The sequence below is a fragment of the Brevibacillus antibioticus genome (assembly GCF_005217615.1).
In the GTDB taxonomy this organism is placed as follows: domain Bacteria; phylum Bacillota; class Bacilli; order Brevibacillales; family Brevibacillaceae; genus Brevibacillus; species Brevibacillus antibioticus.
Map to the genome: position 1 here is coordinate 5,823,852 of NZ_SZNK01000001.1, position 17,151 is coordinate 5,841,002.

Here is a 17,151-nt window from a genome sequence, read left to right on the forward strand (position 1 = left end):
TCATGGCAGTCCAATTTATACTGGGACGGGCAGGAACGGGGAAGACAGAATCGATCCATCGGCAGATACAAGCCCGGCTGCGGGAAAAGCCGTTGGGTTCGCCTATGATTTTGCTCGTGCCGGAACAGGCCAGCTTTCAGGAAGAGTATGCGCTAGCTACACTGCCAGAGCTGGGCGGTGTGATGGGGACGCAAGTGCTCAGCTTCGGTCGATTGGCTCACAGGCTTATGCAGGAGCTGGGCGATCTGACTACCGTGCCTGTCGACGATCTGGGTAAGCATATGGTTTTACGCATGCTTTTGGAGCGACACAAAGAAGAGCTGAACGTATTTGGGCGCTCGGCGACGCAGCCTGGGTTTGCTTCTCAGCTCGGTCGTTTGATTAGCGAGTGCAAATCGTATGGGGTATCCTTCACCCATTCCGAGAATGTGGAATGGGGAGGAGCCAATCTCAATCAAAAAGTACATGACCTTCGCTTGATTATGAATGCGTACGAGGCTTACTTGTCAGAGGGATATTGTGATGCAGACGACATCCTGAACCGAGTGGCCACGATGGTGCGTGATTCCATGTACATCAAGCAGGCTGAAATATTTATCGATGGCTTCACCGGGTTTACGAATCAAGAGCTGCGCTTGATCGATCAGCTGATGCAGCACGCCAAGCAGGTGACAATTGCGCTGACGCTTGACCCGAATGAACGTGACGCTTCTGTGGATGAACTAGGGCTGTTTCACCCTACACTGCGAACATATCAAGCCTTGACACTGATGGCGCGTGAATCGAGTGTATCAATCGCCAAGCCGCTTTTATTGACCGAGGCACAGCGATTCAAGAGCAGTCCATGGCTGCGTCAGGTCGAACAAGTGTATTTCCAATGGGGAGACCCCCCGATCCCGGATCAGCCCGGACGAGCGGACGAAGTGACGATGCTCTCAGCAGTGAACAGGCGGGCAGAGGTGGAGGCTGTGGCGCTGAAGCTCCTGACTCTGTCGAGAGAAGAGGGGTACCGCTGGAAGGACATGGCGATTTTGCTTCGGGAAATCGGGACGTACGCTGATGAGATATCGGCTGTGTTTACCGAATACGGCATCCCGCACTTCTTGGACCAGAAGCGTTCTGTCATGCATCATCCCTTGGTCGAGCTAGTTCGCTCGGCATTGGAGGTCATTGTTACGAGGTGGCGGTACGACGCTGTTTTCCGCTGCTTGAAAACAGACCTGCTTCTGCTGGATATCACCGATGAGCATACAGCTCGCAAGGAAATCGACAGATTGGAAAACTACGTGCTGGCTCATGGTGTCTTTGGCTATCAATGGGCAGAAGAATCTGCTTGGCATTTCCGCGGGCAAGCTGGCGCTGAGGAAGACGCGAAAATCGATGAGTTGAGACGCAAATACGCAGCGCCGCTCCTGTCCTTTGAAAAAGAGATGAAGCAAGCAACGGGTAAAAACGTACAGGAAATGACCCTTGCCCTGTACAACCTTCTGATCGCGCTGGATGTGCCAAACAAGCTGGAGAATTGGCAGCGACAGGCAGAAAATGACGGTGATCTCGATGCAGCACAGGTGCACGGACAAGTATGGACGGGATTGATCGAGCTGATGGATCAGGTCGTGGAGGTCATGGGCGACGAGAGCATGGACCTGGCGACATTTGCCCGTGTGCTCGACAGCGGTCTGGAGACGATTGAATTGGGACTCGTTCCCCCGGCACTGGATCAGGTGCTGATCGGGGCCATGGAGCGCTCCCGTCAACCGGATGTCAAAGCTCTGTTTTTGCTTGGGGTAAACGAGGGCATTATTCCGTTGCGTCCAAAAGAAGAAGGAATTCTGGATGAGGCGGAACGTGAGCGACTGGCTGAAATGGGCATGTCTCTGGCACCGAGTGCGAAGCAACGGCTGATGGCTGAGCCTTACCTGCTGTACCAGGCGATGACGAGACCGTCGGAGAGGCTGATCCTGAGCTGTGCGTTGGCGGATGAAGAGGGCAAGGCACTGCTGCCTTCCTCTGTGTTCACCCGCATCCGGGAAGTGCTGCCGGATATCCCGCATCAGGTGTTTTATAACGAACCGACGGGGCAGTACGAGACCGATGCATTCTTGCTCGGTCATCCGAGACGTGTGTTCCGCCATCTATTGACGCTATTGCGATCGATGAAGAAAACAGGAGAGCTGCCAGACTTTTGGTGGGAGGTATACGACTGGTATATTCGCGCTTCTCCCGATGTCAAACGGGAGCAATGGCTGTTGTCCGGCTTGCGCTACTTCAATCGCCCGCAGGAGCTGGATTTGGAAACGAGCACGACCTTGTACGGCAAACAACTAAAAATGAGTGTATCTCGTCTGGAACGGTTCCAGTCATGTCCGTTCTCGCATTTTTCTTCCCACGGTCTCAGATTGGCGGAGAGAACGATGTACAAGCTGGAGCGTTTCGATGTGGGAGAGCTGTTCCATGCTTCACTCAAGCTAGCCGTTGAAAAAATGAATGAAGACAATCTGGAGTGGAGCAAGCTGACGGAAGACAATAGCATGCAGCTTGCAAATGTGGTTGTAGAAGAACTGGTTCCTGCGACTCGCAGCAGCATTTTGACGCGGACAGCCCGGTATCGTTATTTGTCCGGCAAACTAAAGCGGGCAGTTGGCCGCGCGATTTACGTACTCGGAGAGCATGCGAAGCGCAGCCGCTTTGCTCCAGTAGGACTGGAGGTTTCGTTTGGGCCGAATTCAGATTTGCCAGGATTGGCTTTAACACTTGAAAATGGCGTGGACCTTCAGCTAATCGGACGGATTGACCGCGTTGACCAATCACTGGATAGTGAGGTCCCATATTTGCGCGTGATTGACTACAAGTCCAGTCCCAAGCAGCTGTCTCTCTCCGACGTTTGGAATGGCCTGAACTTGCAACTGCTCGTCTATCTCGATGTTGTCGTGGCGAATGCGGAGGAATGGCTAGGGAAAAAAGCCGAAATGGGGGGCGTTTTCTACTATCAGGTAGCCGATCCTTTTGTGACAGCAAAACGATTGTTAACGGCAGACGAAGCAGCAAAGGAGCGGGCAAAGCGCTTGCGCATGAAAGGCTTAATGCTCGCAGACCCAGAGCTGGCTCGAATGATGGATGGCTATGTAGAACAAGGGGCGTCAGAGCTGGTGCCATTTGAAATCAAAAAGGACGGAACGCTTTCATCGCGATCATCTGTGGCAACAGCCGAGCAGTTCCAAGCCTTGACCTCCTATGTTCGCGATACCGTGAAGCAAATCAGTACGCGCATGACCAACGGGGAAATCCAGATCGAACCGTACACAAACGGGACGATGACTGCTTGCGATTACTGCTCGTACAAGCCAGTATGTAAATTCGACGGAGATGCAGGCGGGAATGAGCACCGACAGCTTGCCAAATGGAACAACAAGCAAATATGGAGCATGCTGGCAGAGCAGCAGATGGCAGGAGAAGGAGGAATGACCGATGGCGGATCAACAATTGCAGGCCAAGCCTGAACAATGGACGGACGAGCAATGGCAAGCGATTATCCAGCGCGGGAATAATCTCCTGGTGGCAGCTGCGGCAGGCTCTGGGAAAACCTCCGTCCTGGTTGAGCGGATTATCCGACGCATCATGGACGAGAAGGACCCGGTTGGAGTGGATCAGCTGTTGGTGGTGACCTTTACCAATGCGGCAGCGGCAGAGATGCGTCACCGGATTGGCGATGCCTTGCGAAAAGCATTGAAAGATGACCCGCACTCTTCTCATCTGCGTCGACAACTGGCGCTGCTTCAGCGGGCGACGATTACGACGCTTCACTCGTTTTGCTTGGGGATTTTGCGCCAGTATTACTATCTGATTGACCTCGATCCTGATTTTCGCATTGCTGATCAGATGGAAGGAGAGCTTTTGCGTCAGGATGTCTTGGAGGAACAGCTGGAGAGCTGGTACGAGAATGATGCGGATTTTCATGCATTGGCTGATGTGATGCTGGATGGTCAAGACGATCATACCCTCACCATACTACTACTCCGGCTGTATGAGTTTTCACGCAGTCATCCGGCACCAGAACAATGGCTCGGGGAAGCGGCCGGAATGTTTGCGGTCCACGATAAAAATGGTCTAGACGGACTGGAGTGGACCAGAAGCGTGCTGCGTTCTGTGGAGCTGGCACTCGGTGGAATGACTGCTAAGATGCAAAGGGCAATTCTGTTGGCGGGCTCACCGGAAGGGCCTGCTGGTTATTTGCCTTTGCTTGAGGCGGAAGCGGCTGCCCTTCAGCGTGCCGGAGCGGCTTGCAGAGATGGCTGGGAAGTAACCGTCGAAGCTGTCCGAGGGGTTGTATTTGCCAGGCTGCCTCCAGTGAAAGGCACAGATCCGCTCGTGAAGGAACAGGTGCAAGACCTGCGAAACAGCGTGAAAAAAGAACTGGCAGAACAAATCGAGCAGTACTTTTCTACGACAGCCGAGCAGTACGTTGCGGATTTGCAGCGGATTGCTCCTCACATGCAGACATTGGCAAGGCTGGTGACAGCATTTTCGGACGCATTTCAATTGGAGAAGCGCTCACGTGGCTTGGTCGATTTTGGCGACTTGGAGCATCTCGCTCTGCGCGTTTTAACCGAAACGAATGAGTCCGGGGAGACTATTCCTTCGTCTATCTCAACCCAATTGCGTGAACAGTTCGCTGAAGTGCTGGTAGACGAATACCAGGATATTAACCTCGTGCAGGAGACAATCTTGCAAATGGTTTCCCGAGATGGAGAGAATGGTCAGCCAGCGAATCGCTTCATGGTGGGTGACGTGAAGCAGAGTATTTATCGGTTCCGCTTGGCAGAGCCGAAGCTGTTTCTCGAAAAATATGTGACCTATCAAAAAGATGGTGATGCCGACGAAGCTTGCATCGGACGGCGTATCGATCTGGCAGCGAACTTCCGCAGTAGAAGGGAAGTCGTAGATGCCGTTAACTTTTTGTTTCGCCAGATCATGTCTCACGGGGTAGGTGAGATTGGTTATGATCCTTCGGCGGAGCTGATTAACCGCGCGTCTTATCCAGAAGCACAGCCGAACCGTTTGCAGACAGAAATGCATCTGATCGACCGGAATACAGCGATAGCAGAAGAAGGTCAGGCGGTAGTTGCAGAGGCGACAGATGAGGGCGAAGCAGGTATTCCCGAGGGAGAGTCCGTAGAGGAAGCGAGTGTTGCACAGCTGGAAGCACGACTAGTCGCCAGCCGTATTCGCCGCTGGATGGAGCCGGGAGAGGGAGAAGAGCCCCTGCTCGTTTTCGATAAAAAGGCAGGGGGAATGCGCCCGCTGGCCTATCGCGATATCGTTATTTTGCTTCGTGCGACCTCAGGCTGGGGGCAGACGATGCAAGAGGAGCTGCACGCGGCAGGAATTCCCGTCTATGCGGAGCAGACTGCGGGTTATTTCGCGGCGACAGAGGTAGAAACGATGCTCTCCTTGCTGCGTGTCATTGACAACCCGCTCCAAGACATTCCATTGGCAGCTGTATTGCGGTCTCCTATCGTCGGCTTGCGGGAGGAGCAACTTGCTCAAATCCGCATTCACTACGCGACAGGGCCGTTTCACCAAGCTGTTCTCCAATATGCAGAAGAACGCCCGCCCCAAGAATCGTGGGAGAAAAGGCTGCGACAGTTCTTTGGCCGATTGGATCTATGGCGGACAGAGGCTCGCAGAGGTGCTTTATCGGAGCTGCTGACGATGCTGTACCGGGAGACAGGCTATCTCGATTATGTCGCGGCTCTGGAAAACGGTCAGCAGCGACAGGCCAACTTGCGTGCGCTCTATGATCGTGCCAGACAATATGAAGCTGGTTCCTATCGTGGCTTGTTCCGCTTTTTGCGCTTTGTTGACCGTCTGCAAGAAGCGGGTAATGATATGGGCGAAGCAAGAACCATCGGGGAAAACGAGGATGTCGTACGCATCATGACAATCCACAAAAGTAAGGGGCTGGAGTTCCCTGTTGTATTTGTAGCGGGCATGGGCAAGCAGTTTAATACGATGGATTTGAAAAGCCAGTTTTTGCTGCATAAAGATTTGGGCTTTGGCCCAATGGCTGTTGAGCCCTCCATGCAGCTGCGCTATCCGAGTCTGGCTGCGCTGGGCATCCGGCAAAAGCTACGTCGGGATATGCTGGCAGAGGAAATGCGTGTGCTTTATGTGGCTTTGACGCGTGCACGCGAGAAGCTCATTCTTGTTGGTTCATCCAAGGATCTCGGAAAAAGTGTGACGGACTGGGGCAGACAAGATGACAGCGAGCGGCTCAGTGACGAAGATTTGATTCAGGCAAAGGGATATCTGGACTGGGTGGGGCGTGCGATGTTGAGACATCCTGGGGCAGGATTGCTGCGGGCGTATCCAGAGCAACAAGGCTCGGGGGACGTCGTGAGAGTCAGAAGTGTGCCGGATGATTCGGTTTGGTCGTTTCACTTCTATCAGGCAGATGAGCTCCGTGCCCAAGGAGAGTCAGCCAACGACGAGGCATCTCTGTGGGAGCGCATGACCATGCGAGAAGCGATCGCGGAACGACCGTCTGATGATACTTTGCGAGAGATTGTCGCCAAGAGATTAGGATGGCAGGACCCGCATCCCATTGCGCCTCGAGTCGCTGCGAAATGGAGTGTCAGCGAACTCAAGCGACATGCCAAAGTCAGCAAAGGCGGACAGCCACTCACACTACCGTCGATTACGGGAAAGCCAAAGTTTTTGTCTGAGCAAAAATCCAATCGACTGACAGCAGCAGAAAAAGGGACAATCACGCACTTAGTGTTCCAGCACCTCGATTTGAAGCGTCCGCTGGATGAAGCGGATATTCGGGAGCAGGTGACGTCACTCGCGGCACGCCGCTTTTTGACTGACGAGCAGGTACAAGCAGTAGATGTTCCCCAGATCGCCCGATTCTTCGCAGATCCTTTGGGACAGCGAATGAAGTCGGCGGCGTTCGTGCATCGTGAATTGCCATTTACCCTCGTGCTTCCCGCATATGAAGTAGAAGCGGAGTTAGGTGAAGAGAGCAACGAGCAGGTTGTCGTCCAAGGGGTCATTGATTGCTTGTTGGAGGAACAGGATGGAAGCCTCGTCCTGATCGATTTCAAGACAGATTGGATGGCAAAAGAGGCGACTGCCGTAGCCATCGAAGAGATGAAGAGAAGATACGAAGGCCAGATCAGGCTATATGTCCGGGCGATCAAGCAGATCATCAAGCCAAAAGGGAACGTGTCTAGTTATCTTTATTTACTCTCAGGTGGATTCTCTTTATCGTTTTCGGATGAAAGCATGGAATAGTATGTTGGACCGTTAGAGTTATTAGCTCTGGCGGTCTTTTTAGTAGAGCTGCTGTGGTAGGGGAAGAAGCGCATTTCCAGTCTACGCTTCGGCCTACGCCCAGCAAGGGGGGATTGACTGTCCGCTTCGAAATAAATGGCGGGAGCGCTTCAAACGTAGAAGTTTCGATGAAGAATTTCATAGGTGAAGCTGAAATTCCCCGCCATTCATTTCGAAGCTAGGATGGGCTCCAGAGGCGCTTGGACTGGAAATGCGCTTCTTCCTACGTGGTTTTAGCTAACTGCTTGAAGATAGATTCAAGGAAGTGTCCCTCATTAATGTTTTAAAAGCCGGAAGAAATCAAAGCCATACGAAAGCACTGTCACATGTTTGGAAGGAGACCGCCCGAACGAAGAGAGGATACAGGCGACTGGAAAACATGTGGCAGGGCTTCTCCCGACCACTACTGTCAGAAGACCACCACTAAAAATCTCACACAATAAGAACGTATGTGCTATCATTAGTTAGAATTTTCCTACTCATCTACTCAAATAGATAAGGAGTGAACTCAATGAAGATGCTTTTCCAGTATAACTGGCAGGTACGGGACGAATGGATGGAGTGGTGCAAGCAGCTTCCATCAGAAGAATTGCTACGCGAGCGTACAGGTGGGGCTGGCACGATTTTGTACACCTTGTTTCACATTGCTGACGTCGAGTATAGCTGGCTTCGGGGTGTGCAAGGAAAGCCGGATGTTCAGGTGACATTCGAAGCGTACAAGACGCTAGAAAAGGTAAAGGAGCTATCAGATGCCTGGCGCCCAGAATTGCGTGATTTCATCGAAAATTGGTCAGACGAGAGGGGAAGCGAATCGGTAAAGGTCGCCTGGGATGATGAAGTGTACACGAAGGGGGAGCTGCTTCGTCATGTCATCGCCCACGAGATTCATCACATGGGGCAGTTGTCTGTTTGGGCGAGAGAGCTCGGTATTGCGCCTGTTTCCGCCAATGTCATTGGGCGCGGGTTAGCGCGCAGCTAGCCCTGACAAAAGCAGATCCAAACTGCACATGTGCATAATTTTCCTCCAAACGGATCATACTCCAACTGATTTCAATCACGGTTGGAAGTGAATGACCCGCTTGGGAGGTCGCACAAGATGTCATGGAAAAATCAATTGCTAAGGAAAAAGTCAGTTGCGCAAATGCTGAAGCAGGTGGATAAAAACGAAGGCTCTCTCAAAAAGTCATTAGGTGCTTTTGACCTGACAATGCTGGGCATTGGCGCGATCATGGGAACAGGGATTTTTGTGTTAACGGGCGTTGCCGCTGCCTTGCATGCTGGACCGGCACTTGTTTTGTCTTTTGTTATTGCGGCACTTGCCTGTGTGTTTGCCGCACTCTGCTATGCAGAATTTGCTTCGACTGTTCCGGTGTCAGGAAGCGCTTATACATACAGCTATGCGGCATTTGGCGAGCTTGTCGCCTGGATGATTGGGTGGGACTTGATTCTCGAATACGGGGTGGCTTGTGCTGCGGTGGCAAGCGGATGGTCGGGGTATGCCCAAGGATTGCTAGCCGGGTTTAACATCCACCTGCCGCATGCGCTTACGAGTGCGTTTGATACATCGAAAGGAACGATCATCGATCTACCTGCGGTCCTCATTATTGTCATCATTACAGCTTTGTTGATGAAGGGAACGAGAGAGTCAGCGAGCTTGAATACCATCATGGTGTTAATAAAAATAACGGTAGTTGTCCTGTTCCTCGTCGTTGGGGTCATGTATGTCAAGCCGGAAAATTGGCGTCCATTTATGCCGTTTGGTTTTGCAGGAGTAGCGACTGGTGCCGCAACGGTGTTTTTTGCTTTTATCGGGTTTGATGCGGTGTCTTCTGCCGCCGAAGAAGTGCGCAATCCCCAGCGCGACATGCCAATCGGAATCATCTCTTCCTTACTCGTCTGCACGATTTTGTATATTGCAGTCTCACTGACATTGACAGGGATTGTTCCGTACAAATTGTTAAATGTCAAAAATCCGGTCGCGTTTGCGCTCACCTATGTCAATCAGGACTGGGTAGCAGGCTTCATTTCGTTGGGAGCTATCGTCGGGATCACGACCGTTTTGTTAGTCATGATGTATGGACAAGCCCGGATGTTTTTTGCGATGAGCCGAGATGGCTTGCTCCCTGAGCTCTTCTCGCACGTACATCCCCGCACACAGGTACCACAAAAGAGCACGCTCGTCGTGGCTACATTAGTAGCAACCTTCGGTGGATTATTGCCCCTCTCTAGCTTGGCCCAGCTCACCAACATCGGAACGCTGTTTGCTTTTATTTTGGTCTCAATTGGACTGGTTGTACTGCGTCGCACTCATCCACAAATACCGCGGGCTTTTCGCGTCCCATTTGTTCCGCTTGTTCCCTTTCTCTCGGTTCTTTTTTGCGGATATCTCGTTTTCAACCTGCCTACGCTGACCAAGATCGGTTTTCTCAGTTGGCTGTCAGTCGGAGCGATTGTTTATTTTCTTTATGGGCGCAAACACAGTCGCTTGGCAAGAAAAGACGACTCCTCCCAAACATAAAGGGCAGGTTCATCCGTTTAGGCATGTTCTACGTGAGCATGTCTTTGTTTGCTATCTGACAAGCGATCCCATTCATGGTAGAGTAAAAGCAACCAAAACGGCGAGGAGAGCAGGCTATGAAGCGAAAACGAGCAGATCGACCTGGTTGGAAACGCGTGAAGCGATTGGGCTACCAGCAAAAATGGGTAGAAGCTTTATCTTTCTCTGGGTACACTGTCCGTCTGACCCTGGACGAAGTAAGTGAGCCTGCTTACATGCCTGTCGGGGATCAAACACTGTGTGTGGGCGATAGAGGATATGTTTACTTGCAGTATTTTCCCCATGGTCAAGCTTATGCCGTTACGAAAATGATCGATGAGGTAGGGAATACCGTGCAATGGTATATTGATATTTGCCGGGGACATGGTAAAGATGAGAACGGGCATATCTGGTATGACGATTTGTACCTCGACATCGTGGTACTGCCGACAGGAGAGGTATACCTGCTTGATCAGGATGAACTCGATGAGGCGCTCATAAAAGGAGCCATTACGAAAGAGGATCATCAGTTTGCCACAAAGATGGCTGATGGCATGCTACAGGATATTTTAGCGGGGAAACGCGATGCCTTTGACTTTCCCAATTTCTTTGCATAGAATGGTGAGGAGTTTTCTATAGTGAAAAAAAGGAGGGGATGGGAATGAATAAAAAGAACGGAATGTTCCCAATCTACTCTTTTTGCTTCGAAGAACGAAGGCGATGTTTGCTTTCGTTCTTTTTTTGTTGAGCGTGATCCATTCCAAAGAAAAGAACGTAGGGGGAGGCGCCATGCGGTATAAACGAGTTCTGGTCAAGTTAAGCGGTGGAGCGGTAGCTAAGGAAAACGGATTTGGTTTTGATCCTGTGCAGCTGGAGCATATCGCGGGGGAGATTCTGGCTTTGCTGGATATGGGCGTAGAAGTAGCCATCGTGATCGGCGGAGGCAATATTTTTCGCGGAAACATGGCCGATCAATGGGGAATCGAGCGGGTAGAGGCGGACAACATCGGTACATTGGCCACTGTCATCAACAGCTTGATGCTGCGTGGCGTTTTGAAGGCCCGCGTAAACCGGGAAGTCCGAGTCATGACTGCCGTTCCCATCAACGCAGTCGCCGAACCATACATTCGTCTACGGGCCGTTCATCATTTGGAAAAGGGGCATGTGGTCATTTTCGCTGGGGGAAATGGTCAACCGTATGTGACCACTGACTATCCGGCTGTCCAGCGGGCGCTCGAGGTAGGCGCTAACGCCCTTTTGGTCGCGAAGCACGGCGTAGATGGCGTATACACTGCCGATCCGCGCAAGGATTCTACCGCGAAGCAGTATGTGGAGGTTTCTTTTGACGAGGTGGTCAGAAGAGATTTGAGAGTCATGGATCAGGCCGCAATGATTTTGGCCAGAGACCACCAATTGCCGCTGCATGTGTTTAACTTTGACCAGCCGGGAGCCATGGCGCAGATTTGTCGTGGGGAGCAGGTAGGTACGTACATTAGCACAGAGCTTGCGGCATTGTATAAGTAGGCTTATGCATTGACAAAACGGTTGTCTCGCATCCAAGAGGCAGCCTTTTGTATGACTAAGCCAGGGTTTTGTATATTACTGGGATTGCAGTAAACCACCATACATATCTACTGTCCAAATATTATTATTATCTGGCCATTGTTTTAAGCTCACTCTATATAACCACCGATCTTTTGTTATAACTAGAATGTGTCGTTCATGTTCGCTTTTATTAATAGTTTGAAATGACTCCATCTCTTTTTGCAAATGTTGTGTAAAGAAATCATCGAGCACTTTTTTATAATCTTGCCGATTTGAATCATTTTGTATTTCTTTTAGCTTTTGTGTGTCGAACTCCTCACCAGAATTAAAATCGTGAATTATAAGAAATTGATCTACAAGTTTATCACGGTCTACGACGGAGGAAGAAGACAAGGAATGAATGCTATCTTTAGTTTCACATCCAATTAAACAGAGTAATACTAGACAAAAAATTTGAAATTTCATCAATATACCCTTTTTTGTTTTGTAGATTTGAGAGTCATGGATCAGGCTGCAATGATTTTGGCTAGAGACCACGAATTGCCGCTGCATGTGTTTAACTTTGACCAGCCGGGAGCCATGGCGCAGATTTGTCATGGGGAGCAGGTAGGTACGTACATTAGCACAGAGCTTGCGGCATTGTATAAGTAGGAGGCAAAGGTTGGTGCGCTTGCGTTTGTTAAGCGGTTGTCTCGCAACCATGATATAAGTTTTAGACAGATTCAGATGAAAGAGACAGCGGCACCTAGGACGAGAAAATAAAGTCCTAGACTACCGCGAATAATTACATCTCTCCTGGCGTTTTCTGCCCGATGGGGGGGATATGCCGAAGCTTGATTACGGTGAGTATGGCGATAGCGATCATGAGCCCGCCACTAATGGCCACTACAGCATGCATGCCGTCGGTAAAAGCTATCTGGGCGCCATGAAGCAGTGTTGAACCAATAGGTTCGGGTAAAGCTTTAGCAGCCGTGACTGCCCCGGCCAGACTTTCGCGGGAGGCTCCAGCTGTTAACGGCGTAACATCTCTCGGTATGAAGCCGGCAATTTGCATGCGGTACACGTATGTTCCGATGCTGCCTAATACAGCGATACCCAGTGCGAATGCGAATTCACCGCTCGTTTGCAGCAAGGACGCCGCCGAACCCGCTTTTGCAGGCGGGGCTGAGCCGATAATGATATCGCTGGACAAGCTCGCAAAAGGGGCTGCTCCCACATTAAAAAAGAGATAACCGACGATCAGGGTAGAGAGTCCGGAGCCCGCTTCTACCTGGGACAGTAGAATACAACCAGTCGCCGAGACGACAAGGCCTGCCCCGATCAGGAGCGACGGTCGGACCCACCGGGCAATGATCGGCGACAACAACATGCCTGCCATCGACGCAACTACTCCCGGGAGCATGCACATCGCTGCCGCAAGCGGCGATAGTCCTTCCACGAATTGAAGATGCTGTGCGATGAAGAGCATGGAAGCACCTGTCAAAGTGATGCCGAACAAGCCACCCAGTGCTGTGCTGAAGGCGGGGTTTGCAAATAGGCGCAAGTCCAATAGTGGACTGTCCAAACGTTGCTGCCGTCTTACGAATAACGTCCCGAAAACAACGCCAGCTACGATGGCAATGAGCGGCAAGATCTGTAGACCTTGCTTAGCGGTTTCCTTAAGGCCGTATATTGCCGGTAGAATGGTACACATCGACAGCATGACGCTAGTTATATCCAAATGACCAGGTGCGGGATCTCGGTATTCGGGCAGAAGATGGGGCGCAGTCAACAACAGCAGCGCCATGACTGGAACGCCGAGTAGAAAAATCGAACCCCATGAAAAATGCTCCAGCATCATCCCGCCGACTACTGGGCCAAGCGCCATGCCTCCCATGGAGCACATGAACCATATGCCTATGGCGAGGGAACGCTGCTTATGATCGCGGAACATATTGCTGATCAATGCCAAGGAGGAAGGCGATACCGTCGCCCCGGCTATGCCGAGCAGCGCCCGTGCTGTAATCAGCATTCCAGAGGTGGTGGAATAAGCGGCCAACACGGAAGCCGAACCGAATGCCGCTGCGCCGAACATCAGCAGCTTACGGCGTCCGAGCCGATCTCCGAGTGAGCCCATTGTGATCAGAAACCCCGAAAGCATGAAGCCGTAAATGTCCATGATCCAGAGCTGTTCTGTACTGTCAGCGCCGATAGAGACGCTTATGTGAGGAAGTGCGAGAATCATTACGGACAAGTCTATCGAAACGAGCAGTGCAGGCAATGAAAGCACGGCAAGTCCGATCCATTCGTTCAAACCGGCCCGGTTACTCGATTCAAACACAGCATCTATCATTGCTCGTCCAGAGCCTTTCCGAGCTGATCCAACATCACCTTTGTTCCGTGCTCACGCTGTTCAGGCGTATCGAGACCGTCCAGAAAAACGCCCTGCTCGGTATAGATCAAGCGCGTGCCGCCGTCCACAGAGTCGAATTCTACCGTCGTCACAGAGACAGACATCCGCTTGTCTTCCATGTCCAGCGAGTAAGAGTATACAATTCGCGTATTCTGAACGATTTCCTGATAGCAGGCATCGAATGTGTAAACGGGTCCCCCAGGAGGACCACCACGATTGAATTCGCGGCCACCTACGCGAAAGTCGAACTCTTCGGCTTTAGGAAACCAACTGGCTTTGGCTGCTTGACCCGCCCATGCAGCGAATACATGAGCAGGGGAATGCTTATAGTTCCTTTCGATGACAAATGTGGAATGTTTGGCAGATCTTTCACTCACAGTCAAAACCTCCTTATCCGGGCTCTTCCGGATGCTCATCTAAATATTCACCAAGTCGGTCGAGGTGGCAATCCATACTCGATTTTCTCTCGGCGAAAAATTTCTCATGCTTCATTCTCATCGTCCGTATGATGTTCATGAAATGCTCAACGGTAAACGGTTCGTTCCTTTGCATCCGACTCGATACATTCTCAAGCTCATGCAAGAGTTTCTGCTGCATGAGGATACTTTCTTTCAGGCTATCTATTTGAATGGTAACAATGTCTGACAGGCTGAGCTGGTCTCCGGCCATAACGGCTTTAATCTGCTCCAGTGATAGCCCCAACTCCTTTAAGGACAAAATTTGCTGTAGGCGTGAAATGTCCTTTTCAGTGTAGAGTCTGTATCCGGATGGCGAATAGCCGGATGGAGAAAACAAGCCTATCTGATCGTAAAAACGTAAAGTCCGTATCGTAATTCCCGCTATTTTCGCAAGTTCTCCGACTTTCCAATGACTTTTCATGATCAGCCCCTTTCTTGATCGCTAGCGTTTCACCGGTACCTTCACTATAAACGGTTACGTTACGTAATGGTCAAGGCGTCATTTGAAGTTTCTTCCAATGGGAAACCCTAAGAGTCTAAAACTTTATGATCTCGAAACATTTCTAAGCCCTTCTTCCTGCTTTTTTGTTTACAATAGATAACAGATTGTTGAATTGGTTTGAAAGGATGTCGTACATGAGTAAAACAGTTGTACTGGCAGAAAAGCCTTCGGTTGGACGCGACATTGCCAAAGTATTGCAGTGTCACAAAAAAGGAAACGGCTTTTTTGAAGGAGATAAATATATTGTCACGTGGGCGCTCGGGCATTTGGTCACCCTCGCTGATCCCGAAGCGTACGGGCAGCAATTCAGCTCGTGGCGAATCGAGGATTTGCCGATTATGCCGTCCCCATTGCGCTTGGTCGTAATCAAGGAAAGCAACAGGCAATTCCAGGTCGTCAAACAACAATTGCGACGCAACGATGTCGGGCAGATCGTCATTGCAACCGATGCAGGGCGTGAAGGAGAGCTCGTTGCCCGGTGGATTCTCGAGCTGGTTCACGTGAATAAACCAATCAAGCGTCTGTGGATTTCCTCGGTGACAGATAAGGCGATCCGCGAAGGCTTCCGCAATCTGAAGGAAGGCAAAAATTATGAAAACTTGTTTGCCTCCGCTGCTGCTCGTGCAGAAGCAGATTGGCTCGTAGGAATCAATGCCACCCGCGCCTTGACGTGCAAGCATAACGCCCAGCTCTCATGCGGTCGTGTCCAGACGCCAACACTCGCCATTGTGGCAACGAGAGAAGAGGAGATTCGTCGCTTTACGCCCAAGCCATTTTACGGACTGTCTGCGGTGGCCCAAGGTCCGATTCAGCTCCAATGGCAAGATCAGCAAACGAAGGAAGTCAAAACGTTTTCCAAAGAGAAAGCGGATCAGCTCACAGCTTCGCTCAAACAGGAGAAAAATGCAGAAGTCATCGAGATTACTCGTGCGCACAAAAAGACGTATGCACCGCAGCTGTACGATTTGACGGAGCTGCAACGGGATGCCAACCGGATGTTTGGCTACTCGCCAAAGCAGACGCTGTCCATCATGCAGGGGCTATATGAGCATCACAAGGCAGTGACGTACCCACGAACGGACTCTCGCTATCTCTCTGCTGATATCGTCGAGACGCTGCCGGATCGAATCAAGGCTGTCCAAATGAAGCCATATGCACCCCTCGCCGCCAGAATCCTACGTGCGCCGATCAAAGCAAACAAATCGTTCGTGGATGACAGCAAAGTATCGGATCACCATGCGATCATCCCGACGGAGCAAGCTGTTTTTCTCGGTGATTTGAGCGATAAGGAACGCAAGATTTTCGACCTCATCGTGAAGCGCTTCCTGGCTGTTTTGCTGCCTGCCTTCGAATATGAGCAAACAACTATCCAGGCGAAAATCGGGACTGAAACATTCCTCGCAAAAGGAAAAACCGTGCTCTCCCAAGGCTGGAGAGAGGCGTATGACCACGATGTAGAAGAAGACGATGCGAAGGACGGCGTAAAGGAACAAATCCTGCCTTCTCTTGCCAAAGGAGATCGCTTGCAACTCCAGTCGATATCCCAGACCAAGGGCGAGACGAAGCCGCCAGAGCCATTTACAGAAGCGAGTCTGCTATCTGCGATGGAAAACCCGGCGAAATACATGGCAAACGAGAGCAAGGATTTGATCAAAACGATTGGGGAAACGGGCGGACTTGGTACGGTAGCAACCCGCGCAGATGTGATTGAGAAGCTGTTCAACAGCTTTTTGCTAGAGAAGCGCGGCAAGCATATTTTTGTCACCGCAAAAGCCAAGCAATTGCTAGAGCTCGTCCCAGATGAAATGCAATCGCCGACCTTGACCGCCCAATGGGAGCAAAAGCTCGGTGCCATCGCCAAGGGAAGCTTGAACAAGCGAGCGTTTATCGAAGAGATGAAAACGTATGCCAAAGAAGTCGTCCATCAGATCAAGAACAGCGATCAGACTTTCCGGCACGACAACCTGACCAGAAGCAGGTGCCCGGAGTGCAATAAGTTTTTGCTCGAGGTAAACGGAAAGCGCGGCAAAATGCAGGTGTGCCAGGATCGGGAATGCGGTTATCGCAAAAGCATTGCCAAGCAGACCAATGCCAGATGTCCAAAATGCCACAAAAGATTGGAGCTACGCGGAGAAGGGGAAGGACAAACCTTTGTCTGCGGTTGTGGTCACAAAGAAAAACTGAAGACCTTCCAGGAGCGACGCGATAAGGAAAAGGGCAGCAAGGTTTCGAAGAAAGAAGTAGCCAAGTATTTGAAGGGGCAGGACAAGGAGCCGGACGAAGGTATCAACTCAGCGTTGAAAGACGCACTGTCCAAATTAAAGTTCGACTAAATAGGCATGAAACAAAAAGGCGGCCGACCATTCAAGTCAGCCGCCTCCTT

12 protein-coding genes are annotated in these 17,151 nt (G+C 51.0%); 8 read left to right on the plus strand and 4 right to left on the minus strand.

Annotation, left to right across the window (positions count from 1 at the left end; translation table 11 throughout):
- The first annotated feature begins 2 nt into the window (after positions 1-2).
- The 6 genes from addB (at position 3) to pyrH (ending at position 11,395) form a co-directional block, all read left to right on the plus strand.
- Positions 3-3,500: a helicase-exonuclease AddAB subunit AddB gene (addB, locus tag E8L90_RS27985; RefSeq protein ID WP_137032647.1), complete on the plus strand. Its 3,498-nt coding sequence runs from the start codon at positions 3-5 to the stop codon at positions 3,498-3,500.
- Positions 3,469-7,296 (plus strand): helicase-exonuclease AddAB subunit AddA, encoded by a 3,828-nt coding sequence (gene addA / locus E8L90_RS27990; protein ID WP_137032649.1) that lies wholly within the window; start codon positions 3,469-3,471, stop codon positions 7,294-7,296. The genes addB and addA overlap by 32 nt, the downstream gene beginning before the upstream one ends.
- A 550-nt stretch (positions 7,297-7,846) precedes the next feature.
- Positions 7,847-8,314: a DinB family protein gene (locus E8L90_RS27995; protein WP_137032651.1), complete on the plus strand. Its 468-nt coding sequence runs from the start codon at positions 7,847-7,849 to the stop codon at positions 8,312-8,314.
- Positions 8,315-8,431: 117 nt separating this feature from the next.
- The gene (gene bcaP / locus E8L90_RS28000; RefSeq protein ID WP_137032653.1) at positions 8,432-9,853 is read left to right on the plus strand and encodes a branched-chain amino acid transporter BcaP; all 1,422 of its coding nucleotides are present in this window, start codon (positions 8,432-8,434) and stop codon (positions 9,851-9,853) included.
- Between the two features lie 116 nt (positions 9,854-9,969).
- Positions 9,970-10,488, plus strand: coding sequence for a ribonuclease FAU-1 family protein (locus tag E8L90_RS28005; RefSeq protein WP_137032655.1), 519 nt, complete (start codon positions 9,970-9,972; stop codon positions 10,486-10,488).
- Between the two features lie 172 nt (positions 10,489-10,660).
- Positions 10,661-11,395 carry a UMP kinase gene (gene pyrH / locus E8L90_RS28010; protein WP_137032657.1) on the plus strand — a complete coding sequence of 245 codons (735 nt, stop codon included), beginning with the start codon at positions 10,661-10,663 and terminating at the stop codon, positions 11,393-11,395.
- Positions 11,396-11,470: 75 nt separating this feature from the next.
- On the opposite strand, the gene E8L90_RS28015 is transcribed toward pyrH, so the two are convergent.
- Positions 11,471-11,881 carry a hypothetical protein gene (locus E8L90_RS28015; RefSeq protein ID WP_137032659.1) on the minus strand — a complete coding sequence of 137 codons (411 nt, stop codon included), beginning with the start codon at positions 11,879-11,881 and terminating at the stop codon, positions 11,471-11,473.
- Positions 11,882-11,917: 36 nt separating this feature from the next.
- On the opposite strand from E8L90_RS28015, the gene E8L90_RS28020 reads away from it, so the two are divergent.
- On the plus strand, positions 11,918-12,067 hold the full coding sequence (locus tag E8L90_RS28020; RefSeq protein WP_425267122.1) for a hypothetical protein: 150 nt from the start codon (positions 11,918-11,920) through the stop codon (positions 12,065-12,067).
- A 133-nt stretch (positions 12,068-12,200) separates the two neighbouring features.
- On the opposite strand, the gene E8L90_RS28025 is transcribed toward E8L90_RS28020, so the two are convergent.
- Genes E8L90_RS28025 through E8L90_RS28035 form a run of 3 tightly spaced genes read right to left on the minus strand, consistent with a single transcriptional unit; the run spans position 12,201 to position 14,687 of the window.
- Positions 12,201-13,748: an MFS transporter gene (locus E8L90_RS28025; protein ID WP_137032660.1), complete on the minus strand. Its 1,548-nt coding sequence runs from the start codon at positions 13,746-13,748 to the stop codon at positions 12,201-12,203.
- Positions 13,745-14,185: an SRPBCC family protein gene (locus E8L90_RS28030; protein ID WP_137032662.1), complete on the minus strand. Its 441-nt coding sequence runs from the start codon at positions 14,183-14,185 to the stop codon at positions 13,745-13,747. Before E8L90_RS28030 ends, E8L90_RS28025 begins: the two co-directional genes overlap by 4 nt.
- 13 nt (positions 14,186-14,198) lie before the next feature.
- On the minus strand, positions 14,199-14,687 hold the full coding sequence (locus E8L90_RS28035; protein WP_137032664.1) for a MerR family transcriptional regulator: 489 nt from the start codon (positions 14,685-14,687) through the stop codon (positions 14,199-14,201).
- 215 nt (positions 14,688-14,902) lie between these two features.
- On the opposite strand from E8L90_RS28035, the gene E8L90_RS28040 reads away from it, so the two are divergent.
- The gene (locus tag E8L90_RS28040; protein ID WP_137032666.1) at positions 14,903-17,101 is read left to right on the plus strand and encodes a DNA topoisomerase III; all 2,199 of its coding nucleotides are present in this window, start codon (positions 14,903-14,905) and stop codon (positions 17,099-17,101) included.
- The last annotated feature ends 50 nt before the right edge of the window (positions 17,102-17,151 follow it).